Origin of the sequence: Mycobacterium sp. 1245805.9, from assembly GCF_001672915.1 — a bacterium.
Classification (GTDB): domain Bacteria; phylum Actinomycetota; class Actinomycetes; order Mycobacteriales; family Mycobacteriaceae; genus Mycobacterium.
In genome coordinates, this window is the sequence record NZ_LZKR01000153.1 from 12,000 (window position 1) to 37,354 (window position 25,355).

The 25,355-nt window shown below is 68.3% G+C and carries 25 protein-coding genes and 1 tRNA gene; 14 read left to right on the forward strand and 12 right to left on the reverse strand.

Annotated elements, in window-relative coordinates; all coding sequences use genetic code 11:
• Positions 1-34 precede the first annotated feature (34 nt).
• The 7 genes from fdh to A9X00_RS20340 all read left to right on the forward strand — a co-directional run bounded on the left by fdh (position 35) and on the right by A9X00_RS20340 (position 8,284).
• Positions 35-3,337, forward strand: a complete 3,303-nt coding sequence (fdh, locus tag A9X00_RS20310; protein ID WP_232006890.1) for a formate dehydrogenase — start codon at positions 35-37, stop codon at positions 3,335-3,337.
• Positions 3,312-4,274 carry a 4Fe-4S dicluster domain-containing protein gene (locus A9X00_RS20315; RefSeq protein WP_067157478.1) on the forward strand — a complete coding sequence of 321 codons (963 nt, stop codon included), beginning with the start codon at positions 3,312-3,314 and terminating at the stop codon, positions 4,272-4,274. The genes fdh and A9X00_RS20315 overlap by 26 nt, the downstream gene beginning before the upstream one ends.
• A complete protein-coding gene (gene nrfD, locus A9X00_RS20320) occupies positions 4,271-5,356 on the forward strand; it encodes an NrfD/PsrC family molybdoenzyme membrane anchor subunit (protein ID WP_067157482.1) in 1,086 nt (361 codons plus the stop codon). The genes A9X00_RS20315 and nrfD overlap by 4 nt, the downstream gene beginning before the upstream one ends.
• Before the next feature lie 186 nt (positions 5,357-5,542).
• Positions 5,543-6,529: an LLM class F420-dependent oxidoreductase gene (locus tag A9X00_RS20325; protein WP_067157484.1), complete on the forward strand. Its 987-nt coding sequence runs from the start codon at positions 5,543-5,545 to the stop codon at positions 6,527-6,529.
• A 206-nt stretch (positions 6,530-6,735) separates the two neighbouring features.
• Complete coding sequence (locus A9X00_RS20330) at positions 6,736-7,290, forward strand: type 1 glutamine amidotransferase domain-containing protein (protein WP_067157631.1); 555 nt, start codon at positions 6,736-6,738, stop codon at positions 7,288-7,290.
• Positions 7,291-7,400: 110 nt separating this feature from the next.
• Positions 7,401-8,090: a HemK2/MTQ2 family protein methyltransferase gene (locus A9X00_RS20335; RefSeq protein WP_067157637.1), complete on the forward strand. Its 690-nt coding sequence runs from the start codon at positions 7,401-7,403 to the stop codon at positions 8,088-8,090.
• Positions 8,087-8,284 (forward strand): CDGSH iron-sulfur domain-containing protein, encoded by a 198-nt coding sequence (locus A9X00_RS20340; RefSeq protein ID WP_067157487.1) that lies wholly within the window; start codon positions 8,087-8,089, stop codon positions 8,282-8,284. The genes A9X00_RS20335 and A9X00_RS20340 overlap by 4 nt, the downstream gene beginning before the upstream one ends.
• Here the strand turns inward: A9X00_RS20340 and A9X00_RS20345 are convergent.
• Genes A9X00_RS20345 through A9X00_RS20370 form a run of 6 tightly spaced genes read right to left on the reverse strand, consistent with a single transcriptional unit; the run spans position 8,281 to position 13,881 of the window.
• On the reverse strand, positions 8,281-9,300 hold the full coding sequence (locus A9X00_RS20345) for an iron-containing redox enzyme family protein (RefSeq protein ID WP_067157490.1): 1,020 nt from the start codon (positions 9,298-9,300) through the stop codon (positions 8,281-8,283). The genes A9X00_RS20340 and A9X00_RS20345 overlap by 4 nt on opposite strands.
• A 43-nt stretch (positions 9,301-9,343) precedes the next feature.
• Positions 9,344-11,560, reverse strand: coding sequence for a SpoIIE family protein phosphatase (locus A9X00_RS20350; RefSeq protein WP_067157493.1), 2,217 nt, complete (start codon positions 11,558-11,560; stop codon positions 9,344-9,346).
• The gene (locus A9X00_RS20355; protein ID WP_082975408.1) at positions 11,557-12,129 is read right to left on the reverse strand and encodes a SpoIIE family protein phosphatase; all 573 of its coding nucleotides are present in this window, start codon (positions 12,127-12,129) and stop codon (positions 11,557-11,559) included. Before A9X00_RS20355 ends, A9X00_RS20350 begins: the two co-directional genes overlap by 4 nt.
• Positions 12,130-12,175: 46 nt before the next feature.
• Positions 12,176-12,586, reverse strand: coding sequence for an anti-sigma regulatory factor (locus A9X00_RS20360; protein ID WP_067157634.1), 411 nt, complete (start codon positions 12,584-12,586; stop codon positions 12,176-12,178).
• Positions 12,576-12,965, reverse strand: coding sequence for an STAS domain-containing protein (locus A9X00_RS20365; RefSeq protein ID WP_067157499.1), 390 nt, complete (start codon positions 12,963-12,965; stop codon positions 12,576-12,578). The genes A9X00_RS20360 and A9X00_RS20365 overlap by 11 nt, the downstream gene beginning before the upstream one ends.
• 22 nt (positions 12,966-12,987) lie before the next feature.
• On the reverse strand, positions 12,988-13,881 hold the full coding sequence (locus tag A9X00_RS20370; protein WP_067157502.1) for an STAS domain-containing protein: 894 nt from the start codon (positions 13,879-13,881) through the stop codon (positions 12,988-12,990).
• Between the two features lie 155 nt (positions 13,882-14,036).
• Between A9X00_RS20370 and A9X00_RS20375 the strand changes: the two genes are divergently transcribed.
• Both A9X00_RS20375 and A9X00_RS20380 read left to right on the forward strand, forming a co-directional pair.
• A complete protein-coding gene (locus A9X00_RS20375) occupies positions 14,037-14,405 on the forward strand; it encodes an STAS domain-containing protein (RefSeq protein WP_232006891.1) in 369 nt (122 codons plus the stop codon).
• A gap of 114 nt (positions 14,406-14,519) precedes the next feature.
• Positions 14,520-15,026, forward strand: a complete 507-nt coding sequence (locus tag A9X00_RS20380) for a DUF6328 family protein (RefSeq protein ID WP_067157505.1) — start codon at positions 14,520-14,522, stop codon at positions 15,024-15,026.
• Here A9X00_RS20380 and A9X00_RS20385 read toward each other — a convergent pair.
• Positions 14,994-15,686 (reverse strand): HAD family hydrolase, encoded by a 693-nt coding sequence (locus A9X00_RS20385; RefSeq protein WP_067157508.1) that lies wholly within the window; start codon positions 15,684-15,686, stop codon positions 14,994-14,996. The genes A9X00_RS20380 and A9X00_RS20385 overlap by 33 nt on opposite strands.
• Positions 15,687-15,828: 142 nt before the next feature.
• On the opposite strand from A9X00_RS20385, the gene A9X00_RS20390 reads away from it, so the two are divergent.
• The 5 genes from A9X00_RS20390 to A9X00_RS20410 all read left to right on the forward strand — a co-directional run bounded on the left by A9X00_RS20390 (position 15,829) and on the right by A9X00_RS20410 (position 18,958).
• Positions 15,829-16,140, forward strand: coding sequence for a hypothetical protein (locus tag A9X00_RS20390; RefSeq protein WP_067157511.1), 312 nt, complete (start codon positions 15,829-15,831; stop codon positions 16,138-16,140).
• A 64-nt stretch (positions 16,141-16,204) separates the two neighbouring features.
• Positions 16,205-16,477 (forward strand): hypothetical protein, encoded by a 273-nt coding sequence (locus A9X00_RS20395; protein WP_067157514.1) that lies wholly within the window; start codon positions 16,205-16,207, stop codon positions 16,475-16,477.
• A 155-nt stretch (positions 16,478-16,632) separates the two neighbouring features.
• On the forward strand, positions 16,633-16,929 hold the full coding sequence (locus tag A9X00_RS20400) for a DUF4193 domain-containing protein (RefSeq protein WP_067157517.1): 297 nt from the start codon (positions 16,633-16,635) through the stop codon (positions 16,927-16,929).
• Positions 16,930-17,033: 104 nt separating this feature from the next.
• Complete coding sequence (locus tag A9X00_RS20405) at positions 17,034-18,305, forward strand: cytochrome P450 (RefSeq protein ID WP_067157520.1); 1,272 nt, start codon at positions 17,034-17,036, stop codon at positions 18,303-18,305.
• Positions 18,306-18,364: 59 nt separating this feature from the next.
• Positions 18,365-18,958 (forward strand): restriction endonuclease, encoded by a 594-nt coding sequence (locus tag A9X00_RS20410; protein ID WP_067157523.1) that lies wholly within the window; start codon positions 18,365-18,367, stop codon positions 18,956-18,958.
• Positions 18,959-19,015: 57 nt separating this feature from the next.
• On the opposite strand, the gene A9X00_RS20415 is transcribed toward A9X00_RS20410, so the two are convergent.
• The 5 genes from A9X00_RS20415 to ponA2 all read right to left on the reverse strand — a co-directional run bounded on the left by A9X00_RS20415 (position 19,016) and on the right by ponA2 (position 25,108).
• Entirely contained in the window at positions 19,016-20,080 is a 1,065-nt protein-coding gene (locus A9X00_RS20415; protein ID WP_156772198.1) for a hypothetical protein, read from the reverse strand.
• A gap of 317 nt (positions 20,081-20,397) precedes the next feature.
• Positions 20,398-20,471, reverse strand: a tRNA-Pro gene (locus A9X00_RS20420).
• Between the two features lie 53 nt (positions 20,472-20,524).
• Positions 20,525-21,637 carry a PLP-dependent cysteine synthase family protein gene (locus tag A9X00_RS20425; protein WP_067157529.1) on the reverse strand — a complete coding sequence of 371 codons (1,113 nt, stop codon included), beginning with the start codon at positions 21,635-21,637 and terminating at the stop codon, positions 20,525-20,527.
• The gene (locus tag A9X00_RS20430; protein WP_067157532.1) at positions 21,634-22,608 is read right to left on the reverse strand and encodes a metallophosphoesterase; all 975 of its coding nucleotides are present in this window, start codon (positions 22,606-22,608) and stop codon (positions 21,634-21,636) included. Before A9X00_RS20430 ends, A9X00_RS20425 begins: the two co-directional genes overlap by 4 nt.
• Before the next feature lie 70 nt (positions 22,609-22,678).
• Positions 22,679-25,108, reverse strand: coding sequence for a transglycosylase/D,D-transpeptidase PonA2 (gene ponA2, locus A9X00_RS20435; RefSeq protein WP_067157535.1), 2,430 nt, complete (start codon positions 25,106-25,108; stop codon positions 22,679-22,681).
• Positions 25,109-25,355: the final 247 nt, after the last annotated feature.

A 25,355-nucleotide genomic window follows, 5' to 3' on the forward strand; every position in this document is an offset into this window, starting at 1 on the left:
GCGGGGTTTTGGCGTGACGCACTAGGGTAAGGGGATGGCGATGCGGAAGATCTTCCTGGAATGGCCCGTGCTGCGTCAGCTGCGTTCGGGGGACAAGCTCGGCCGCGGGTCGGCGGTGACCTCCAAGCACACCCGCAGCCTCGCCCCGCGCACGGCCACCGCCGACCGGGTGGTGCAGAGCGTGTGCCCGTACTGCGCCGTCGGCTGCGGTCAGCGGGTGTACGTTAAGGACGAGCGGGTGGTCCAGATCGAGGGTGACCCCGACTCGCCGATCTCGCGGGGGCGGCTGTGCCCGAAGGGGTCCGCCAGCGAGCAACTCGTCAATTCGCCTGGGCGGCAAGTGAAAGTGCTGTATCGCGCGCCACGGGCCACCGAATGGCAGCCGCTGGAACTGAACACCGCGATCGACATGATCGCCGACCGCTTCCTGGAATCCCGCCGGCACACCTGGCAGGACATCGACAAGAAGGGTCAGCTGCTGCGCCGCACCATGGGCATCGCCTCGCTGGGCGGCGCGACGCTGGACAACGAGGAGAACTACCTCATCAAGAAGCTGTTCACCGCCGCGGGTGCGATCCAGATCGAGAACCAAGCTCGCATTTGACACAGCTCAACGGTTCCCGGTCTGGGAACCTCCTTCGGGCGCGGCGGCGCCACCCAATCACTGCAAGACATGGCCAACGCCGATTGCATCGTCATCCAGGGCTCCAACATGGCCGAGTGCCATCCGGTCGGGTTCCAGTGGGTGGAGGAGGCCCGGGCCCGCGGCGCCCGGGTGATCCACGTCGACCCGCGCTTCACCCGCACCTCGGCGGTGTCGGACCGGCACATCCCGATCCGGGCCGGCTCGGACGTGGTGCTGCTCGGCGCGCTGATCAACCACGTGCTCACCAACGACCTGTGGTTCAAGGAGTACGTCCTCGCGTACACCAACGCCGCCACCCTGATCAACGAAAACTTCCGGGACACCGAGGATCTCGGCGGGCTGTTCTCCGGTTTCGATCCCGAGACCGGGCAGTACGACATGTCGACGTGGGCGTACGACGAACAGGGCGACGCCGGGCCCGGACCGGCCGGCGAGCACGGCGCCGAGTCGTCGGCGCGTGCGGCCGGTGACCAGCACGGCAGCGGCGGGCCACCGCTCGCGCACGCCCGGGTGAAGCGCGACGAGACCCTGGCGCATCCGCGCACGGTATTCCAGATCCTCAAGCGGCACTACGCGCGCTACACCCCGGAGATGGTCCGGGACGTCTGCGGCATCGGCGCCGAGGACTTCGACTACCTCGCCCGCTCCATCGTCGAGAACTCCGGGCGCGAGCGCACCACCTGCTTCGCCTACGCCGTCGGCTGGACGCAGCACACCCTGGGGGCCCAATTCATCCGCACCGCAACGATTTTGCAGCTGCTGATGGGCAACGTGGGCCGGCCGGGCAGTGGCATCATGGCGTTGCGCGGCCACGCCAGCATCCAGGGCTCCACCGACATTCCCACGCTGTTCAACCTGCTGCCCGGATACCTGCCGATGCCCAAGGCCGGGACGCACGACTCGCTGCGGGATTACCTCGACGCGGTGGGATCCAAACGGCAGAAAGGCTTTTGGGCCAACGCCGACACCTACACGATCAGCCTGCTCAAGGCGTGGTGGGGCGACGCGGCGCGCGCGGACAACGACTGGGCCTACGATTACCTGCCCCGCCTGACTGGCCCGCACGGCACCTACCAGACCGTTACCGCGATGCTGGCCGACGAGGTGGAGGGCTACTTCCTGCTGGGCCAGAATCCCGCGGTCGGTTCGGCGCACGGCCGGATGCAGCGCCTGGGCATGTCCCACCTCAAGTGGCTGGTCGTCCGCGACCTCAACCTGATCGAGTCGGCCACCTGGTGGAAGGACGGTCCCGAAATCGCCTCCGGCGAACTGAAAACCGAGGACATCGAGACCGAGGTGTTCTTCCTGCCCGCGGCAACGCATGTGGAGAAGGCGGGCTCGTTCACCCAGACGCAGCGGCTGCTGCAGTGGCGCCACAAGGCGGTCGAGCCGCCCGGCGACTGCCAAAGCGAGTTGGCCTTCTTCTACGAGCTCGGCAAGCGCATCCGGGCGCGCCTGGCCGGCTCGACCGACGAGCGCGACCGCCCGCTGCTGGACCTGACGTGGGACTACCCGACCGACGAGCACGGCGACCCCGACGGCGAGGCGGTGCTGGCCGAGATCAACGGGTATCACGTCGCGGAGGGCACGCCGTTGTCGTCGTACACCGAGCTGCGCGCCGACGGGTCCACCGCGGCCGGGTGCTGGATCTACACCGGGGTGTACGCGGACGCCACCAACCAGGCCGCGCGCCGGGTGCCGCACGGCGGTGACTCGCCCAGCCAATCCGAGTGGGGCTGGGCGTGGCCCGCCGACCGGCGGATCCTCTACAACCGCGCGTCCGCCGACCCGGACGGCAAGCCGTGGAGCGAGCGCAAGCGATACGTCTGGTGGGACCCGGACCGGCAACGGTGGGTCGGCCATGACGTGCCCGACTTCGTGGCCGACCGCGCGCCCGGAGCCCGGCCCGACCCCGACGTCGGCGGCCCCGATGCGCTGGCCGGCGACGACCCGTTCATCATGCAGGCCGACGGCAAGGGCTGGCTGTTCGCGCCGAAGGGGGTGCTGGACGGGCCGCTGCCCACGCACTACGAACCCCAGGAGTCGCCGGTCGCCAACGCGCTGTATCCGCAGCAGCGAAACCCGGCGCGAATCACGTTCCCGCGCAAGGACAACCTCAGCGCGCCCAGCGCCGGGGAACCCGGGGCCGACGTGTATCCGTACGTGTTCACCACCTACCGGCTCACCGAGCACCACACCGCGGGAGGCATGAGCCGGTGGCTGCCCTACCTCTCGGAGCTGCAGCCGGAGATGTTCTGCGAGGTTTCGCCGGAGCTGGCGGCCGAGCGCGGCCTCGAGCCCTACGGGTGGGCCACCATCGTCTCGCCCCGCGCGGCGATCGAGGCCCGGGTGCTGGTCACCGAGCGGGTGGCCCCGCTCGTCATCGGCGGACACACGGTGCACCAGATCGGGTTGCCCTACCACTGGGGCGTCGGCAGCGACGCGGTGGTCAGCGGGGACGCGGCCAACGACCTGCTCGGCGTGACACTGGATCCCAACGTGCAGATCCAGGAGTCGAAGGCCGGCTCGTGCGACATCCGGCCCGGCCGGCGGCCGCAGGGGGAGGAGCTGCTGCGCCTGATCGCCGAATACCAGTCTCGCTCGGGCGCCACCGCCGAGACCGGCAATGAACGAGTGAGCGATGCCGCCTGGGAAGGGGGAGCCGATGGGCCAGCTGAGCGGACCGACTGACCCCGCCGCCGACGCCGGTTGGGCAGAACCCAAGCCGCGCAAGGGATTCTTCACCGACACCTCGATCTGCATCGGGTGCAAGGCCTGCGAGGTGGCGTGCAAGGAATGGAACCGCAACCCGCAGGACGGGGAGCTGGAGCTGTTGGGTTCGTCCTACGACAACACCGGCGCGCTCGGCGCCAGCACGTGGCGGCACGTGGCGTTCGTCGAGCAGGGCCGCGACCGCATCGAGGAGGCGCGCGAATCCGGCCGCGCGCTAATCGGTTTGGGCATGCCCGCCCTCCCCGGCCGCCCGGACATCAGCCCGCCGGACACGCCGGAGTTCCGCTGGCTGATGTCGTCGGACGTGTGCAAGCACTGCACCCACGCCGGGTGCCTCGACGTCTGCCCGACCGGCGCGCTGTTCCGCACCGAATTCGGCACCGTCGTCGTGCAGGACGACGTCTGCAACGGGTGCGGCACGTGCGTCGCGGGGTGCCCCTTCGGCGTGGTCGAGCGTCGCAGCGACGGCACCTACACGACGCCGGCGCAGCGACCGGGTTCCGCGGGCGAGAAGCCCGTCACCGGGGTGGCCCAGAAGTGCACCCTGTGCTACGACCGCCTCGTCGAGGACCAGACGCCGGCCTGCGCCCAGACCTGCCCGACGACCTCGATCAAGTTCGGTGACCACGACGACCTGGTGGTCAAGGCGCGCGAGCGGGTCGCCGCGCTGCACGCCCAGGGGCTGACGGAGGCCCGCCTGTACGGCGCCAACGAGCACGACGGGGTGGGCGGCACCGGCTCGATCTTCCTGTTGCTCGACGAGCCTGAGGTCTACGGCCTGCCGCCCGACCCGCGGGTGTGCACGGCCGACCTGCCCCAGATGTTCAAGCGGGCCGGCCTGGCCGCGGCCGGCATGTTCGGCGCGGCGGTGCTGGCGTTCTGGAGGAACAAGTGACCACCTCGGAATTCGACAGCGTGCGCCCGCCCGAGCCGACGGGCGGCAGGCGGCGCAACGGAAAGGGCAAGGGGCGCAAGGGCGGTGCCGACGGCTCGCGCGAGATGCCGATGGTCCCCGAAGCGGAGTTCACCTCCTACTACGGACGCCCGGTGGTCAAGCCCGCGCCCTGGGGACACGAGGTGGCGGCGTACCTGTTCCTGGGCGGCGTCGCCGGCGGGTCCGGCCTGCTGGCGGCCGGAGCCCAGCTCACCGGCCGGCACAAGCTGCGCCGCAACACCAGGCTGTCCGCCCTGATCGCGGTGATGCTGGGCGCGGTCGCGCTGGTGAAGGACCTGGGCCGGCCCGAGCGCTTCGTCAACATGCTGCGGACGATCAAGCTGACCTCGCCGATGAGCGTCGGATCGTGGATTCTCAGCTTCTTCAGCGCCGGCATCGGGTTGGCCGCCATGTCCGAGGTCGACCGGATGACCGGCGGGCGCATCCCGCTGGGCCCGCTGCGGCCCGTGCTGCGCGCCGTCGAGGGACCGGCCGGATTGGAGGCCGCGGTCTTCGCGCCGCCGCTTGCCGTCTACACCGCGGTGCTGCTCAGCGACACCGCGACCCCGACCTGGAACGCCGCCTACAAGGACCTGCCGTTCGTGTTCGCCAGCTCGGCGAGCCTGGCCGCGTCGGGATTGGCGATGATCACCACCCCGGTCGCCGAGGCCGGGCCCGCCCGCACGTTGGCCGTCATCGGTGCGGTGAGCGATCTCGTCTCCGCCAGGTTCACCGAATACCGGATGGACCCGGTGACCAGGGAACCGCTGCACCACGGCCGGCCCGGCCGGCTGCTGGCCTGGAGCGAACGGCTCGCCGCCGCAGGCGGTTTGGGCGCATTGCTGGGCGGCAAACATCGCGGCGTCGCCGCCCTGTCCGGCATGGCGCTGCTGGCAGCCTCGGCGCTGCTGCGGTTGGGGTTCTTCGAGGCGGGCCTGGAATCGACCCGCGACCCCCGCTACACGATCGAGCCGCAGAAGCGCAGGCTGGCGGCCCGCCGGGCGGCCGGCGTTACCGGCGACTCCATCACCACGGCGGACTAGCCGCCTTGTGAGTGCATTCAGGGCCTTGAGTGTGCGGTGGCGGTTTTCGGTGTGAACCCTGGGCGGGGATCCGACGATTTTCCCGCCCAGGCTTCACAATCAAAGCCCGGGCTTCACACTCAACGCCCTAGGGCCCGATTTTTGCCGCGGCGTTAGGCTCGCGAACCCGTGGGTATCCATTTGGCTATGACGAATTTTGGCTACACTTTGATGACCGAGCAGAGTGGACCCAAAGACCTTGTGCGGCATTCAGTTTCAGCCGAAGATCGCGGGTTCGACTTCGAGGTATGCAGTGACCATTTCTCGCCCTGGCTGGTGTCGCAGGGGCACGCGCCGAACGCCTGGGCGGTACTGGGCGCGGTGGCGCATGCCACCGAACGGGTGGACCTGTACACCTACGTGACCTGCCCGACGATCCGGTACCACCCCGCGATCGTCGCGCAGCAGGCCGCCACGGTGCAGATCCTGTCCGACGGCCGGTTCACCCTCGGCCTGGGCAGCGGCGAGAACCTCAACGAACACGTCGTCGGCAGGGGCTGGCCCACCGTCGAGCGTCGGCAGGACATGCTCCGCGAAGCCATCAAGATCATCCGCGAGCTGTTCGGCGGCGAGCTGGTGAACTGGCGCGGCGAGTACTACCAGGTGGACTCTGCGCGGCTGTGGGACGTGCCGGACGTCCCGGTCGCCATCGGGGTCGCAATGTCCGGCCCGAAGGGCGTCGAGCGGTTCGCCCGGCTCGCCGAACACCTGATCGCGGTGGAGCCCGACGGGGAACTGGTCCGCGAGTGGCACGCCGCGCGCCAGGCCGCCAACCTTGCCGGGGGCGGACGGGTGGTCGGTCAGATCCCGATTTCCTGGGATCCCGACAAGGATGCCGCCATCCAGCGCGCGCACGATCAGTTCCGCTGGTTCGGCGGCGGCTGGAAGGTCAACGCCGACCTGCCCACCCCGGCCGGTTTCGCCGGCGCGACCCAGTTCGTGCGGCCCGACGACGTTGCCGAAGCCATCCCCTGCGGCCCCGACCTGGATGCGATCGTCGAGGCCGTCCGACCCTACTGGGAAGCCGGGTTCACCGACATCGCGCTCGTCCAGATCGGCGGCGAGACGCAGGAGCTCTTCCTCAAAGAGGCGGCCCAGCCTTTGCTCGACGCGCTGCGCGACGCGTCGGGCTGATTAGGCGTTTGGGCGTTTCCTGCAGGGGTATCCGAATTCCAACGTGGGCATCGGGCTACCACCGGCAGTTTGACGTACGAACGAAGGCTATGGGCCAGGCGGCCGGCGAGTTGCTGTGCAACAGCGGATTTGCGGCGTTGTGCGCCCGCGCCGCGGTGGAGACGGAAGTCGTCCTATATCCACGACACAGCGAGGGAGGTACTGCGATGTCAAATGAATTGCAAGGAACAAAGATTGCCATCCTGGCGGCCGACGGCGTAGAGAAGGTCGAACTCGAGCAGCCGCGGGAGGCTCTGGAGCAAGCCGGCGCCCAGGTCGAGGTGCTGTCGCTGAAGGCGGGCGAAATCCAGGCTCGCAACCACGATCTCGAGCCCGCGGGTATTTTTCCCGTCGACCGTGCGGTGTCGGACGCGTCGGTGGGTGACTTCGGCGGCCTGGTGCTCCCGGGCGGCACGGTGAACCCGGACAAGCTGCGTTTGGACGGTGCCGCGGTCAAGTTCGTCCGCGACTTCGTCGTCTCCGGCAAGCCGGTCGCCGCTATCTGTCACGGCCCCTGGACGCTGGTGGAGGCGGGCGTGGCTGTGGGGCGCACGCTGACCTCTTATCCCAGCATCCGCACGGACCTGCGCAACGCCGGCGCCCACGTGGTGGACGAGGAAGTGGTGGTCGACGGCAACCTGATCACCAGCCGCTCACCGTCGGATCTGCCGGCGTTCTGCGAGACCATCATCAAGCAATTCGCCAACGGCAGCGCGGGATAGCCGCCGTCGATCCGTGACGGCACCGTTTTAACCCGCGAGTTTGCGGGCATTACACAGGTCAGGCCGTGGTCGCCACGGCGATCTCTGCCAGGCTGACCGAAAGGCCCACGTTGACAACGACTTACCCTGAACCCGCGATCTCCGTTGCGCAAAATGTGTATCGGCCCCAAGAGGATTCCCGATTGCTGGTCGACGCCATGCACTACTCCGCGCTCATTCCGGGACGACGGGTCCTCGACCTTTGTACTGGTAGCGGATTCGTCGCGATCGCCGCGGCCGAGATGGGTTGCGCCAGCGTGACCGCCTGCGACACCTGCCCTCACGCGGTGCGTTGTTCGCGCGGCAACGCCGCCCTGGCCGGTGTGGAGGTGGACGTGCGCATGGGATCGTGGACCGACGCCGTCGACTGGGCACCGTTCGACGTGGTGGCGGCCAATCCGCCCTATGTGCCGGCCCCGCCCGACGACGGCGCCGAGCCGGCCCGCGCGATCGCCGAACCCACGTGGGCCTGGGACGCGGGCCCCGACGGGCGGCTGGTCCTGGATCCGCTGTGCGACTCGGCGCCAAAGTTGCTGTGCGACGGCGGATCCCTGCTGCTCGTTCACTCGGCGATCGCGGGCGTCCAGCAATCCCTGGACCGGTTGAAATGGGCCGGCCTGAGGGCCGAAGTCATCGCGTCGAAGTGGATTCCGTTCGGTCCCGTCATGTCGGCGCGCGCCAATTGGCTGGAGCAGACCGGGCGGATCCCGCGCGGGCGGAGGGAAGAGGAACTCGTGGTGATCCGGGCGGATAAGCCATGAGCACCACGCGGGTACAGGTGGTGGCCGGAGGGCCCGTGCTGGTGTCCGGGCCGGTGCGGGTGGAAACCCCAGGCGGCGACGTCGTCGAGTCCGACCGCTTCATGGTCGCGATCTGCACCTGCCGGCGTAGCGACGATTATCCGTTGTGCGACACCAGCCATCGCCGCTGCCGCGGCGTCAAAACCACCAGCTAGTCCAGGGGCTGGCGCAACGAGGTCTGGCCCTGCTTCCACGCCTCGATGAGCTTGTCCGCCAGGCGGTTTTCCACCGCCGCGTGCGCGCGGATCCCGAAGACGACATCGGAGTCGAGGTGCGGTTCCCGCGCGACGAGGTCGCCGACGACGTCGATGCGCACCACCTGTTCGTGTACCGCGTCAGCTTCGACGTGCTCGCTGTAGAAGCCGATGCAGGCCGGCGGCGCATCCATCCGCTGTAGGGCCTGCACCATGCGCCGCGATCCCGGCGGCGAGGTGATCTCGGTCGAGGCGAAATGCCCGATCGCGGCGCCACGCAGCCGACGGTGCAACCCGAACAGCGACATGAGGTTCACGACGGCCAACGCCTCGGCGGGGACGGCGCCGAGATAGCCGAGATACGTCGCGTCCAGGCCCGCCGCCGTCAACAGGTCCGCGAAGAGTTGCTGGTGCAGGCGCGGGCCCTGGCCGGCGCCATACTCGTCGAACTCGACGGCCACGAATGCCGCCTTGGCGGTGCCGATCAGCCGCGGGATCGCCCACGCGTGCGGGTCGCCCTCTTTGAGGTGATACAGCGACCGGTGCACGAAGTATTCGCGCATCTGCTGCCAGGTTCCCGAGTCGCGCAGGAAATACGACGGCCCGCCACCATCGGCGGGCTCGATGGAAATCGCCTCCATTTCGGCTTGCGCCGTTTGGTCGGGGTCAATGGGACCGACGTCGCGTCGCACCCCGGCCAGGAAGACGCGTTCCAGTTCCGCGCGCAACCGCAGCAGCGCGGGATTCCACTCCCAGGCGGGATCGACGCCCGCGAAACCCCGGTAATGCAGCTCGTAGCACATGCACAAGGCGAGCTGGAGATCCAGGCCGAAGGGGTCGGAGTCCCGCACCGAGGCGCCGATGCGCGTGAGGTTGTCGTGCGCGGGTGGGCCGGCCAGCGCGCGATGGACGGCCGTCGACAGCGGTCCATGCGCCGCGGGCAGGGCAGGCTCCACCGTGATTGATGCGCGAGTCACGCCGATGACTACCCGAGAATCGGGCCAGGCAAACGGGGGCCCCTCAGGCCGGGGGCTCCGGAATCCGGAAGGTGTTCTCGATGGTTGTGCCCTTAGGGCTGTTGCGCACTTCCATCGTGTCGCTGAGCGCCCGCATCAGCACCAGGCCGCGCCCGCTGTTGCCCGGGTCGGCGGCCGGCGTCTTCCACGAACCGTCGTCGCTCACCCGCGTCTCGACTCGGCCGTCGGTCACTTCCGCCTCGAGCAGCATCGTCCCGATCTGGTGTCCGCGGTAGGCATGCTCGACGCAGTTGGTGCACGCTTCGTTGATGACCAGCACGATGTCGGCGGCCAGCGCGTTCGGAACCTCGACGGCGCGCAGCCACGCGGCGAGCCGGTGCCGGATGTCGACCAATTGATCGGCGACGGCCTCGCTTTCGATCCGCAGCCGCGTCGGCCGATGCCGGTATATCACCATGGCGACGTCGTCGTCATAGCCCGACGCGGGGGCCAGCGTGCGGACCACGGTCTGCGGGACGGCGTCCAGGGGCAGCTTCATCGTCTCGAGCAAAACGTCTGCGGCGCGGGCGATTCCGATGTCGATCGACTCGTGTTTGCGTTCGACCAGGCCGTCGGTGTACAGCATCAGCGTCGAGCCCGCCGGCAGCACCCGCGAGGCCTGCGGCCGCGGTTCGTCGCGCCGCACCGCGAGCGGCACCGAGGCGGCGTCGGTCACCACGGTCGTGGTCGCGGGCCGCGGGCCGGCGACCATCGCGGGCATGTGGCCGGCGTTGCTGTATTCCAGGACGCCGGTCTCGGTGTCCAGGATCGCGAGAAAGACCGTGGTGCAGTAGGCATTCGGGATCAGCGACGCCGCCAGGTCGAGCTGTTCGAGCAGGAGCGCGGGCTGGGCGCCGTTGATCAACAGCGCGCGCGCCGAACTGCGCAGCTGGCCCATGACCGCCGCCGCCGGCAGGCCGCGGCCGACGCAGTCCCCGACGACGATGCCGATGCGGTTACCACCGATCGGTAGAACGTCATACCAGTCGCCCCCGATCTCCAACGGCAGGACGGCCGGTTCGTAGCACACGGCGAAGCCGGCGGGGAGCTGCACCGTGGGCAGCATGGCGCGCTGCAGGGTCAGCGAGGTTTCGCGCGCGCTCTCGAACTGGCGCACGTGCTGCATGGCCAGGCTCAGGTGGCCGATAAGCACCGTGACCAGCAGCCGATCCTCGGCACTGATCCAACGGGGTGTCAACAGCTCCAGCCACAGCGCGAGGTCCCCGGTGTTGGACAGTACCGCCACCAATCCCTGTGCCTTGCCGGGATTCTCGGGCCTGTCCACCGTCTTGGCCGTCAGCGGAAGCTGGTGGCGCGCGTCCTGAAACGTGTCACGCAGCCAGGGATCCAGTTCGCGCCAGGAGGATTCGGCAGGTTCGCCCGCCACCTGAACGGTCGGTTCGCCCCCGCCGCCGGGCCACGAGACGGCGATCACCCGCTTGACGTCGATCGCCGTCCGGCATTCGTCGAGGGTGATCGCGAGCAACTCGGCCACGCTCTTGGCCACGGCCACCGCCGTCGCGAGCCGCAGTACCGCGCTCTCGCGGGCGGCGAACGCCCGCTCCGCGGTGATGTCCCGGATCGTGCCCACGAAGGCGTCCCGGTCGCTGCCGGCCTCCTTGACCGCGTTGATGCTGACCATCACCCACGCGAGATGCCCGTCTCGATGACGAATCGGTGTTTCGTACTCGGCGCTGCCGTTACTGCGGACCAGGGCCTGCTGCTCACGGGCGGTCTTCCGGTCGACCAGCCACGGGTGGGGCCACCGGTATGGCAGCCCGTCGGCGGGATAGCCGAGGATTTCGATGAAGGCGTTGTTCACTTCCACCACCGAGCCCTCGTGGTCGGCGACGAAAAAGCCCTCCTGCAGCGAATTCACCAGCGCCGTACGGAATTTGTCGCGATCGGCCAGGCCCTCGGCCCGGGCCCGCTCCTGCGCGAAACGCCTGGTGCCGTCGAGGAATCCGCGGGTCGCGACGTCCAGGGGGGCCAGCGTCTGCAGGAGAAATTCGAGCCCGGCCGACGCATCGGCCCAAGGGGACTCCTGGGTTGCCTGCACCAATCGGAAATGGTGCTCGATGATTTCGAGCACGCTGATGTCCTCCTCAAGGGCGCGGCGTCCGAGCTCGTGGCCGACGGTCAGGGCGTCCTCGTCGCGCGACTGCAGGTAGTCGCGCAGGGCGGCGCGGTACTGCGCGTGGAAGTCGTGGTTGCCGTTCATGTCGATGCCCCCCGGTGACGCGCGGCCAGCACCATGGCATCGTCGGTTTCCCTGGCGTGCTTGGCCAGGAGCCCTTCGGCGATGACGACGGCGGAGGCCGCGAAGTCGATGTGCTCCAAGTAATCCTCGGCGATACCGTCGGTGGTCATCACGAGCAGGTCCCCGGGGCGGATCGAAACCACCTGGGCGGGCCGGATTTCGGGCATTCGGTAGCCGACGATTCCCCCGGTGAGGCGCGCGCTGGACCGGATCTGAATACCGGTCGGAGCCTTGGCCACCAGCTCCGCGGTGACGTTGCCCACCCCCGTCCACGACAGCGTGCCGGCCGCAAAGTCTATCCGCGCCAGCGTCATCGCGACTCCTCGGGTGCCGTCCAACACCCGGTGGCAGAGCTGCATCAAAACCTCGAGGCGCTCGGAACCCGAGCGCTTGACCACGTCGACGGCGCGCAGCGCGGCCGCCGCTGCGTCCGGGCCGTGGCCGAGGCCATCCACCACGCCGAACAGCGCGCCGGCACCGTCGAGGTCGACCGCGATACCCCGGTCGCCGGAGGTGAACTCGCTGGGCATGGGGCGGCCCGCCCTCGCCCACTCGATCGGCCCGAAGCGCCCATTCTCATGCACGGCCGGGGACCCACTTCCACATCTCGATCACCGTTCCGCGGCCGAGCGTCGAGTCCACGATCAAGCGGTCCATCAGGCGGCGGGCGCCGGGCAGACCCATCCCCAGCCCGCGGCCGGTCGAGTAGCCGTCCTCCATCGCGCGCTCGATGTCGGCGATGCCCGGGCCGTCGTCTTCCGCGCGCACCACCAGGGCCTTGCGCCCGTCCCGTTCGGCCACGGCGATCCGGACGGCCCCGCGTCCGGCGTAGCTGGTGATGTTCCGGGCTATTTCGGAGATCGCCGTGGCGATCATGGTCACGTCGGTCAGCGAGAACCCGAGATCGAGGGCGAGTTGGTGTCCGGCCTTGCGGGCGGCGACGATGTCGTCGGAGTTGTGGATGTCGACGACGATATCACCCGCCACCATCGCGCCCGATCGTCGATTTCCCCACTCCGCCTTGGCGATTCAGCAGCGCGAGGCCCTCTTCGAGATCCAGTGCGGTGTTCATGTCATCGAACTGCAGACCCAGTTGCACCATCGCGAAGGCCACTTCCGGTTGCAGACCCACGATCACGGTGTCCGCGCCGCGCAGCCGGGTCATGTGGGCGATGGTTCGCAGCGAGCGGGCGGCGAACGAGTCCATCACGTCGATGGCGGTGACATCGACGATGATGCCTTGGGCGCGAAACCTGCTGACCCGCTCCATCAGGTCGAAGCGAAGGCGTTCGGCGTCGGAGTCGGTGAGCGCGGACTGCACCGAAGCGATCAGAATCGCGCCCTGTTTCAGAATCGGTACTGGCATGGGGTGCTCGTGCTGATGGTGGTTATCCGGTCTGTTCGCCGGTGCGTGTGACTTCGTAACCGAGCAGGCGTTCGGCCTCTTCGATGCCGCCCTGCAGGTCGCCGACGGCGTTCATCTTCGACAGGTCGAGCCCGATGGTGACCAGGGTCAGCGCGATCTCGGAGGACAGGCCGGTGATGATCACGCTGGCGCCCATCAGGCCCGACGCGTCGACCGTCTGCACCAGGTGGTTCGCCACGGTGGAGTCGATGGTCGGCACACCGGTGATGTCGATGACGACGACCTTCGCGCGGTTCGCGCGGATCGCCCGCAGCAGCTGCTCGGTGACCTGGCGGGCCCGCTGGCTGTCGAGCACGCCGATGATCGGCAGAATCAGCAACTGCTCGCGCACCTGCAGCACCGGCGTGGACAGCTCGCGGATGGCCTCCTGCTGCTGGCGAATGATGCGCTCGCGTTCCTGCACGAAGGACACGGCCACGGTGTTGGCGATCCGGTTGGCCGCCGGTTCGTAGGCGTCGAGGACGCGGTTGAGCATTTCGAAGTCGGTCTGATACTTCTCGAACAGCGATCGCGCCAGCACGTCGCGCAGCAGCAGCACGATGCCGAGGACCTCGTCGGTTTCCACGCCTCGCGGGATGATGCGTTCCGACAGATCGCGGGCGTAGTCCTGCAGCGCCTCGACGCTACCGGTCTCGAGCACCTCGACGTAGCTGTCGTAAACCGTCGTCGCCTCGGAGAAGATCTCCTCCGGCGTCATCGCCGTGAGGAGTTCGGCCTCGGTGATCCTGCGGGCCCACACCTCGCGCAATACCGTGCGGTTCTGGCGCAGGTGCTGGACCAGCTGGGGCAGCAGGCCCTCGCTGACCGTCTGCGCGGCGATGCTGGTGGTTCCGAGATCCAACGGCGAATCTGACATCTGGCCTCCCATGTGCCGCGTCGCGCTCCGCAGTATGCCTATGGGGAGACTAGCCTGGGCAATCGCGTAGCAGGTGTCGAGGGCATATTCTTCTCGCAGTTCGCATGGCAGGCTAGGCTTGCACCACACTTCACGGCCCGGACAAAGGATCGCCATTGTCAGCTCCCGATTCGATTACCACGCTGGTCACCGACCACGACGGTGTGTCCGTGGTCAGCGTCAGCGGCGAAATCGATCTGGTCACCGCTCCGGCGCTCGAACAGGCCATCGGCGCGGTGATCGCGGACGGTCCGACGGCACTGGTCATCGACCTTTCCGCGGTGGAGTTCCTCGGGTCGGTCGGGCTGAAGATCCTGGCCGCGACGTACGAAAAACTCGGGAAGTCCACCGAGTTCGGTGTCGTCGCGCGGGGGCCCGCGACCAGGAGACCGATCCACCTCACCGGCCTGGACAAGACCTTCCCGCTGTACCCGACGCTGGACGACGCGTTGACCGCCGTCCGGGACGGCAACGCCAACCGCTGACGCGCCTTCGCGGCCCTATCGCATCAGCGTGAAGTTTCGCCAGAAGTTCAGCCCAGGCGCTTCGGGCGGGTAACCGGGGACTGAAACCAAGCGTCCGGTGGGATGATCGGTGCTATGGGTGACGACGTCGATCATCCCGAAGACGATCAGCGGTGGGATCGCGATCAGCGCGGCGAGACCGAAATCGAACGGCTGGACCGCAATTGGAACAGCCTGCTGCAGGAGCTGCGCGTGGTGCAGACCGGCGTCCAGCTGCTCACCGGTTTCCTGCTGACGCTGCCGTTCCAGCAGCGCTTCGACGTTCTCACCGAACCCATGCGGATCGTGTACCTGGTGACGGTCGGCTGTTCGGTGGGCGCCACGGTGCTGCTCGTCGCCCCCGTCGGCATTCACCGGCTGCTATTCCGGCGCCATCGCCTCCAGGTCCTGGTGTCGGCCGCGCATCGGTGCGCCTACGCCGGGCTGGGCCTGCTGGGCAGCGCGCTGACCGGGGTGACGGTCATCGTTTTCGATTCGGTCGCCGGACGCAGCGCCGGGCTCATAGCCGGGGCTTGTGCGCTGGCGCTGTTTGCGTTCTTTTGGTGGCTCTTACCGCTGTTGCTGCGCACTCACGGTATGTAGCGCCCCGATCGGGCTGGAGTCCAGCTGCTCGAGGAGATCTTGCGGATCGGTGAAAATCGGTGACGCGCCGGCCGACTCCAATTCGGCGCGGGAGATGCCGCCGCTCAACAGCCCGATGCACGGCAGTCCCGCGGCGGCGGCGGCGTGGGCGTCCCACACGGCGTCGCCGACGAGCACCGCGTGGTCGGCGTCCACGCCGGCCCGGTCCAGCGCCACCTGCACGATGCCCGGGTCGGGTTTGGCGGTGTCGACGTCGCGTGACGACGTCTTCTCGCCGATGACGTCGTCGCAGTCGAGCGTCTTGAGCAGGGTTTTGAGTTCGTCGTCGGGCGCCGAACTGGCCAGCACCACTTGCAGTCCGAGGTCGGCGACGCGGTGCAAAAGCTCGCGGGCCCCGGGCAACGGGGCCAGTAACCCTGTGACCTCGCGGTAGTAGCGGCTGTGCCCGTCGCTGAGCCGGTCCTGCACGTCATCGGGTGCGTCGTTGGAAAGCGTGCGCACCAACGTGTCGCCGTCCATGCCGATGCAGCGGTGGATCTGCCACCCCGCGACCGGCATGCCTTCGGCGTCGAAGGCGCGCTGCCACGCGTAGACGTGCAGATAGTTGGAATCGACGAGGGTCCCGTCCACGTCAAACAGGACGGCGGGCGCTTTGTGCATGCGCGGGGCATACCCGCGGCGGGGCCGGCTGACACGAGCCGCCGTTTGGCCCATGGGGGCGGTGGGTAGACCTCGACGAGGCTTCGGCGCGATCTGCCCTGCGAACAGCACTGGCACAAAAGCTTTTTCACGAGGAGAGAATTTGCGAACCCCGAAAAGCGACCCGGTTGACCACCACCGAACTTCTCGTCAGCATGCCGGCGAATCGTTCACGTACGCCGCCAATGCTCCAGGCCTCGCGTGGGCGGCCGTCGCGGTGGTCGCCCTGGTGATCGGCCTGTACGCGTTCGCGACCGGCCATGTCCTGGTCGGTTCGGTGGTCGTGCTGTTGGCGGCCGTGTCGGGCGCCGCCGGTGTGGCCTGGCTGTTGCAGACCCACCGCAAGGTGCGGGCGGCCGAACTGCGCTGGCAGGCAACGCATTCCGACGAGCCCGCACCGCCGCCGAGCAGTTGACCGTTGCGCGGCCGCGCCGCAGCCGAAATGTTTAATTTTCGGGCTGACCGGGCATAAGGGGCGCATGTTCGACACGTCCGGCCCGTTGCGCCCCACCGTCGCGGGCCTCGTGGCTGCCGCCGTCTGGGCGGTCGGCCTGGCGGTTGGCGTTCTTGCGCTGGTCGCCGGGCATCCGGGGGTGGCGGTCCTTGCGCTGTTCCTCGCCGTCGTGGCGCCCTGGTTCGGCCTGGCTTTTGTATCGCGGAGTCAGCGACGGGCCTTCAACGTCGCACTGTTTCTGCACGGCACCAGAGCCGACGACTCCACGGCGCGCGTCAAGGCGCCAATCGCCTGCTGAGTCGGCCCTCCACCCGACATGGGAGGCGCTCAATTGTCGTTCACGCAATTTTTTGGGCCGAGTAGGTGTTATCGGCAGTTGATCGGGGTATCGACTGACCCACGGGTGAGTACAGGCAAGTGCGTCAACCCGTCGTCCAGCAGGGAGGAACAGCCATGACGACCACCAGCGATTACGACGCACGCCGCATACCCGACGTCGAGACCCAGGATGCATCCGCACTACGCGAGCTCGCGACCACCGGCTCACCGACAGCGGTCGTCGACGAGGACCCCAACGACGTCGTCTTCTTCGAGCTGCCGGGCGCGGATCTTTCCGGCGAGGAATTGTCGGTGACGGTGATACCGCAGCGCTCCGACGAGTTCACGTGTTCAAGCTGCTTTCTAGTGCAGCACCGCAGCCGGTTGCGCCCCTCGAGCTCGGGTCTTCCAGTCTGCGCAGACTGCGCGTAACCCCGTCGCGGGCGGCCTTGACCAGCTAGGCCCGCCGTGTTTCTGTCGTCAGCGTGCCCTTGAGCCGTCCGCCCGGCCTGCCGGCTCCGCGCACGCTGCGGCCAATGTTCGCCGCGGCGTATGCGGCCGCCTATCTTGTCGGCGGCGAGCGGCGGATGCTGCGGTTGATCCGCCGCTACGGGCCGATCATGACCATGCCGGTTCTCAGCCTGGGCAACGTGGCGATCGTGTCGGACCCCGAACTGGTCAAGCAGGTTTTCACCGCGCCGCCGGACGTGCTGCTCGGCGGCGAGGGCGTGGGACCGGCGGCGGCCATCTACGGCTCGGGGTCGATGTTCGTCCAGGAGGAGCCGGAGCATCTGCGCCGGCGCAAGCTGCTGACACCCCCGCTGCACGGCGCCGCGCTGAGCAGTTACGTACCGATCATGCAGGACTGCGCCCGCGCGGCGATGCACAGCTGGCCCGTCGACCGACCGTTCGAAATGCTGAAGGCGGCGCGGGCGCTGACGCTGGACGTGATCGTCAGGGTCACCTTCGGCGTCGATGATCCCGAGGAGGTCCGCCGGCTGGGCCGGCCCTTCGAGCGCCTGCTGAACCTCGGCGTCTCAGAGCAATTGACCGTCCGCTACGCGCTTCGTCACCTCGGCGCGCTAAGGGTGTGGCCGCAGCGGGCGCGGGCCAACGACGAGATCGACGGCGTCGTCATGCCGCTCATCGCGCGACGGCGAGAAGACCCCCGCTTGAGCGAGCAGCTCGACATCCTCTCGTTGCTGATGTGTGCCCGCGGCGACGACGGGGAACGGCTGTCCGACAGCGAGATTCGCGACGACGTGATCACTCTGATGCTGGCCGGTCACGAGACCACCGCGACGACGCTGGCGTGGGTCTTCGACCTGCTGCTGCACCACCCCGATGCGCTACGACGGGTACAGGACGAAGCGTTGAGCGGGGAGGAGGCCTTCACGACCGCCGTGATCCACGAGACGCTGCGGGTCCGGCCGCCGGCGCCGTTCACGGCCCGCGTTGCGGCGCAACCGTTTCCGATCGGCGGCTACCTCGTCGAGCCCGGCACGCGCATCGTCGTCCACATCATCGCGATCAACCGCAACCCGCGCACCTACGAGCGCCCCAACGAGTTCCGCCCGGAGAGATTCCTCGGCACCCGGCCCGAGACCTACGCGTGGGTGCCGTTCGGCGGCGGCATCAAACGGTGTCTGGGCGCCGCGTTCTCGATGCGCGAGCTGATCACCGTGCTGCACACGCTGCTGCGCGAGGGCGAGTTCACCGCCGTCGACGAGAAGCCGGAGAGGATCGTGCGGCGCTCCATCATGCTCGCGCCGCGCTACGGGACCCGGGTTCGGTTCCGCCTCCGCTGAATTGTCGTAACCCTCCGCTACGTTCATCGCACGAGTCCGCATCGCCACCGTGGGGAGTCATGGAGATAGCCGCCGGGTCCTTGCTGCTGTTGGGGTTCGCTGTCCCTTGGTATTTCGCCCAGCACGCCACCGGCAGCGTCCCGGCGGGATTTTCGGCCGGTCTGACCGGCCTCGCCCTGACCGTCGTCGCCCTGCTGTGGCTCGGCCTCCGACGCGACCGTTATAACGTCGGGCGGCAGCGACGGCGCGACATGCGATACGCGGCGTCGGACCTGGCGGCCATCGACCAAATGTCGGGCGTCGAGTTCGAGGAATTCGTTGCGGCACAGCTTCGAACCGTGGGGTGGAGCGTCGCGCACACCGCCAGCACGGGTGACTACGGTGTGGATCTGATCGCGAAGCGCGACGGCGCGTGCATGGCGGTCCAATGCAAGAGGCAGGCGAAGGCCGTCGGGGTGGCCGCCGTCCAGCAGGTGGTGGCCGGCGCCCTGCACCACCGGTGCAACCAAACGGTCGTGGTGACCAATCAGGGGTTCACGAAGGCCGCCCGCCAGTTAGCGACGACGCACCGTTGCCGCCTCGTCGGTAGGGAGCAGGTGCAGATCTGGGCGCGGGCCGATCGTCGGCGGGTCCAACCCGAGTTGGAAGGCTAGCCGCCACGTGCCGTGATCTGTGCCCGCAGGCCGTCGCTCCGAAGAGATCGACAGCGGTTACTTGGGCGCGATACGGCCGTTGACCGCGGCGGTGGACTGGGTACCGATGACCTCGCGAGGATCAGCCGCCGGAACGGCCCGGCCGTCGATGTCGTCGTTTGCAGGCGGTCGCGTCGTGTCCTCCTTGGTTTCCGGGAAGGCGTCCCAATACCAGAAGTCTGGCCCGGGCACCGAAGCGGAAATAAACAAGAAAATCACGAGCGGAAAGAACATGCCCAACACAACCGCAAAGAATGCCGCTACGCCGCCGGGCACAGAATTATTAGAAATGAGACTGGCGTGCAAAGGCGCCACCAAGGCCATGCCGGCCGTCAACACCACTACGCAGATGACGGGTCCTCGTCGCAAAAGTCGCGCTACCTTGGACTCGTCGCGTTCGTCCCACTTTCCATCAATTCTTTTCTGTCGGACCCGGTAATATCCTGCGGTCCGGACGTAGATTATGCGGGCGTCAACAGCCATGCTCAACCCAAATGTCCACCAAGCTACGGCCTTCAAAGAACTCGGCGCATGGACGCCGAGGCTGCCCATCAGGTCGTAATAACCGAGCGAACCCCTCGTCAATAGCAGCGATACCGTGGCAATGGCGACGAACACAAGGAAGTTGCCAAGATGTATCAGGGTTCTGCGGTCCTGAGCGCCGTTTTCCTGGGCGTTCCGGCTAATGTTTCCGTCCACCGCGTGAGCCATCATCCAGACCAGTCCGGCGACCGCGACGACGAAGCCCACGCCCAACATGCCGTTCGCGGTCGTTCCCTGCGTCCAGCCGACGCTGCAGGCGACTTTTGCCGAGCCTTGTATGACCTGGTCGCCGGATTTAGCCGGGGCTTGCGCCGTGATACCGACAAACTGATTGCAAGCCAGTGCCAGAACCAGCAACCCTGGCGCAAATAGCGCGACGGCGTGCAGGATTTTGTCCTCTCTCCGTTCTCTGCCCAGCAAGAAGGCGATCGCGGAGATCATGAAGCCGGTCAGCAGAGCCGCAAAACCCGCGTCGGCCGGAGCGGCGGCAATAAAACTCACCAGGACGTTGTCGCCCCGACAATGCTCGTCAAAATTCATGACGCCATCCCTTCGTGCTCAGATGGCGGCCCGCAGTCGCCGCGCGGTCAGTTCTACGCACTAGCGGGCCAGCCAATTCCGTGACGGTTCCAGCAGTCGCCGACGTCGCTAATACTTCACCCGGATATGCGCGGCGGATAGAGTAGGCGGCTACTCGGATTCACGGCGAATGAGCGCCGCGCCGTAATGCGTAGGCGCAGTGGGCTGCTGATGATCGCCGGCGGTGCCCCGGCGCGTTTCAAACGCGATAGCGCATCCGATATCGCGTTCGCGAATCGAGTGGTGGCCCCGGCGTGACGCCGGAGGGCCAGTGACAGTCGGGGTGGCGGGATTTGAACCCACGGCCTCTTCGTCCCGAACGAAGCGCGCTACCAAGCTGCGCCACACCCCGCTTGAAGCCACGACAGCGTATCGCACCGGCCGGTCGGCTGGCCAAACCGCTGGCTATGGGCTCGACCACGCGCAGCTGCGCTCGAATTCGACCAGCGCCTCGGCGGGGCCGGACGGATCGAGCCCCTGCGCGCTGACCCACTCGTCGCTGAAATAGGTGTCGGCGTAGCGGTCGCCGCTGTCGGCCAGCAGGGTGACCACCGACCCGCTGCGGCCCTGGGAGACCATCTCGGCGAGCAGCCCGAAGGCGCCCCAGAGGTTGGTGCCCGTCGACGGCCCCACCCGGCGCCCCAGCACGGCGCTGACGTGGCGGGCGGCGGCGATGGACGCCGCGTCGGGCACCGCGACCATGCGGTCCACGACGCCGGGCAGAAACGACGGCTCGACGCGCGGTCGACCGATGCCCTCGATCCGGGAGGACACCGGCATCACGATGTCGTCGCGGTCCTCGGCGTAGGCGGGAAAGAACGCGGAGTTCTCCGGGTCGACGACGCACAACCGGGTCGCGTGGCGCCGGTAGCGGATGTAGCGGCCAATGGTCGCGCTGGTGCCGCCGGTGCCCGCGCCGACGACGATCCACTCCGGGACGGGGTGCCGCTCGTCGCGCATCTGCTCGTAGATCGACTCGGCGATGTTGTTGTTGCCGCGCCAGTCGGTGGCGCGCTCGGCGTTGGTGAACTGGTCCAGGTAGTGGCCGCCGGTGTCCTTCGCGACGCGCTCGGCCTCGGCGTACACCTGGCTCGAATCCGTCACGAAATGACAACGGCCGCCTTGTGATTCGATCAGCTTGATCTTGGAGGCGCTGGTCGACGCGGGCATCACCGCGACGAACGGCAGCCCCAGCAGGGCCGCGAAGTAGGCCTCCGACACCGCCGTCGAACCCGAGGACGCCTCGACGACCGTGGTGCCCTCGCCGATCCAGCCGTTGCACAGCGCGTACAGAAACAACGAGCGCGCCAGCCGGTGCTTGAGGCTGCCGGTGATGTGCGTGCTCTCGTCCTTGAGGTACAGCGCGACATCCGCGTCGCCGCCCCACGCCGACGGCAGGGGATAGCGCAGCAGGTGGGTGTCGGCGCTGCGCCGCGCGTCGGCCTGGATCAGCCGGACCGCGTCGTCCGTCCAGCTTCGTGGCAGGGTGCGGACCGCGATCCGGGTCCGGTCGCTCAACGCACCGAAGCGGTCGGCTGTGAACGGCTCAGGTCGCTGGTGGAATCGCGGTCGCCCATCGGGCTGGCGATCAGCGTCAGCAGGGTCGCCTCGGGCCGGCAGCAGAACCGCACCGGCGCAAACGGCGAGGTGCCGAGCCCGGCCGAGACGTGCAGCGCCATGTTCGCGCCCCAGCGCGACGGTCCCTTGGCCCGCGAGCGGTCCAGGCCGCAGTTTGTCACCAGGGCCCCGTAGAACGGCAGGCACAGCTGCCCGCCGTGCGTGTGCCCCGCCATCACCAGCTGGTAGCCGTCGGCGGCGAAGCGATCCAGCACCCGGGGCTCCGGGGAGTGCGTCAGACCGAGCCGCAGGTTCGCGGCCGGGCTGGCCGGCCCCGCGATCGCGTCGTAACGGTCCCGGTCGATGTGCGGGTCGTCCACGCCCGCGGCGGCGATGTGCAGGCCGGCCACCTCGAACTCGCGGCGGGTGTGCGTCAGGTCGAGCCAGCCGCGCTCGGTGAACGCCGCCCGCAGATCCTGCCAGGGCAGCGGCTCGCCGCGAACCCGGTGGGACGGGTTGGTGAGGTAGTTCAGCGGGTTCTTCAGGCGGGGCCCGAAGTAGTCGTTGCTGCCGAAGACGAAGACGCCCGGGCGCGACAGCAGGTCGCCCAGCGTCTGCACCACCGCGGGCACCGCCTTGGGGTGCGCCAGGTTGTCGCCGGTGTTGACGACCAGGTCGGGTTCCCACGCGGCCAGCTCGCGCAACCAGGCCTGCTTGCGGCGCTGGTTGGGCGTCATGTGCAGATCGCTGATGTGCAGCACCCGTAGCGGCGTGGAGCCCGGTGACAGGACGGGCATGGTTATCTCGCGCAGGACGAACGCGTTGCGCTCGACGAGCGAGGCATAACCGATGCCGGCCAGGGTCGAGCCGAGCACGACGGCGCCGGTGCGCATCAGGACGGGCAGCGGGGCAATCGGGCGAACGTCAGCCATGCAGGAAGCCTACTGCCGGTAGCGGTCTCGGCGCGTATAGCTTGCGCCACAAGTCCGTTTTGCAGGCCCGTTACGGAGGGGGCGGCCCCCCGGGCGGCGGCGGGGGCGCCAGCAGCGGGATCGTGATCGGCGGCAGGCCGGGAATCTCGACCACCTGCGACCCCACCACCGGGGGCGCGCCCTCCGGCGGTGGCGGCGGCGCCGGCGGGATGCCGTTGCTGACCTGGATCGTGATGATCGACCCCGGAATCGTCTGGCCAGAGGGCGACGTCCCGACCACCTCGCCGGCCTTGGCGCTGCTGTTCACGGAGTTGGTCTGGTCGGCGACCGGGAAGCCCGCCTCCTTGATGCGCTGTCGGGCCGCGTCGACGTCCAGGCCGGTGACGGACGGCACCCGCGACGCCGGAGAGCCCTCGACGTAGCGGGGGTCGGTCGGCGGCAGCTTCACCTCGCCGAAACTGGTAGCGATCGGCTTCATCGCGGTGAACCACGTTCGTGCCGGCTCGTTGCCGCCGTAGAGGTCCCCCTCGCCGCAGTGGCGCAGCGGGGCGGAGCACAGATCCGTCGGGTTGGGCGAGTCGTCGTAGATGTAGTTGGCCGCCGCGTAGTGGCTGGTGAATCCGACGAAGCCGGACGAGCGGTGGGCCTCGGTGGTGCCGGTCTTACCCGACATGGGCAGGTCCCAGCCCGCCGCGCCGGCGGAACCGGCCGCCGTGCCGCTGCCCACGGCGTCCTTGCTCATCGCGTTGGCCATGGTGTTGGCCAGCCCCTCAGGCACCACCTGGTCGCAGGTCTCGGTCGTGACGGAGACCTCGTTGCCGTTGCGGTCGATCAGCTTGTCGATGGGGTTGGGCGGGCACCACACGCCGCCGGAGGCCAGGGTGGCCGCGACGTTGGACAACTCCAGCGCGTTCACCTCGATCGGGCCGAGGGTGAACGAGCCGATGTTCTGCCGTTTGACGAAGTCGGCCAGGCTCTCGTTGCTGTCGCGGTTGTAGTCGCGCGCGGTGCCCGGATCGGCGTAGGACCGCAGGCCCAGCTTGATCGCCATGTCCACCGTCCGGCTGACGCCCACCTGCTGGATCAGCTTGGCGAACGCCGTGTTGGGCGAGGTGGCCAGGGCGTCGGTCACGTTCATCGAGCCCCGGTAGTTGCCGGCGTTGACGACGCACCAGGTGTCCTTGGGGCAGCCCTTGGCCCCGCCGCTGCCCATGCCCTTGGCCTGGAACCGGCCCGGAACCTCCAGCGTGGCGTTGATGCCCATGCCCATGTCCAGCGCGGCGGCGGTGGTGAAGATCTTGAACACCGACCCGGCGCCGTCGCCGACGAGGGAGAACGGTTGCGGTCGCATGGTCTCGCCGGCGTCGAGGTTCAGGCCGTAGGTGCGGTTGCTGGCCATCGCCATCACGTGGTGGGAGGTCTTGCCCGGCTCGATCACGCTCATCACGCTCGAGATGCCCGGGAGGGTCGGGCTGGCGTACTTGTCGATGGACGCCTTGACCGGGATCTGCACGTCGGGGTCCAAGGTGGTGCGGATCAGGTAGCCGCCCCGGGCCACCTGTTCCTTACTGATCCCCGCGCGCGACAGGTACTCCTGGACGTAGTCGCAGAAGAAGGCGCGGTCGCCGGCGGCGATGCAGCCGCGGGGCAGCTCGTTGGGCTGGGGCAGGACGCCCAGCGGCGTGGCCTTGGCGGCGCGTAGCGCTTCGGCCTCCTGGGGCAGGTTCTCGATCATGGTGTCGAGGACGAGGTTCCGCCGGGCCAGGGCGCCGTCCGGGTTGGTGTACGGGTTGAGCGCGCTCGTCGACTGCACCATGCCCGCCAGCAGTGCTGCCTGCTGCCAGTTCAGGTCCGAGGCGTTGATGCCGAAGTACGTCTGGGCCGCGTCCTGCACCCCGAAGGAGTTGTTGCCGAACGACACCAGGTTCAGGTAGCGCGTCAGGATCTCCGGCTTGGTGAAGGTCTTGTCCAGCGTGAGCGCCATCCGGATCTCGCGCAGCTTGCGCGCCGGGGTGGTCTCCACGGCCGCGCGCTTCTCGGCGTCGGTTTGGGCGGTCACCAGCAGCTGGTAGTTCTTGATGTACTGCTGTTCGATGGTCGAGCCGCCGCGGGTGTCGACGTCGCCGGAGGCATAGCCGGCCAGCCCCGTCAGGGTGCCCTTCCAGTCCACCCCGTTGTGGTCGGCGAAGCGCTTGTCCTCGATCGAGACGATCGCCAGTTTCATGGTGTTGGCGATCTTGTCGGTGGGCACCTCGAAGCGGCGCTGAGAGTAGAGCCACGCGATGACGTTGCCCTTCTTGTCGACCATTGTCGACACCGCGGGCACCTCGCCCTGCGTCAGCTGGGCGGACCCGTTGGCGACGACCTCGGAGGCCCGATTGGACATCAGCCCGATCCCGCCCGCGAGCGGAAACATCAGGGCTGTGGCGACGACGCTGGCCAACAAGCAGCACCCCGCGAGCTTGAGAACCGTGAGGACGGCCGGGGGGCGGTCTGACATGCGTTCTAGGGTAGCCGCCCCCGGTCAGCCGGCCACGCCACGAGTTGGCCCAAACTCCTCGCGCGCTGTGACCAGCGAACTTACGATGGGGCTCCGCAAAAAATTTTCGGTTCCGTCACTGGTCAGCCACCGAGGTGAAGTGCGCGCGGACCCGCTCGGCATTATCCTTTTCGGCAAGACTGCACGCCCGTCCCAAAAAAAGCGTTATCAGACTGTTGCGCAATTGCCACCTGACCACCTAACTTAG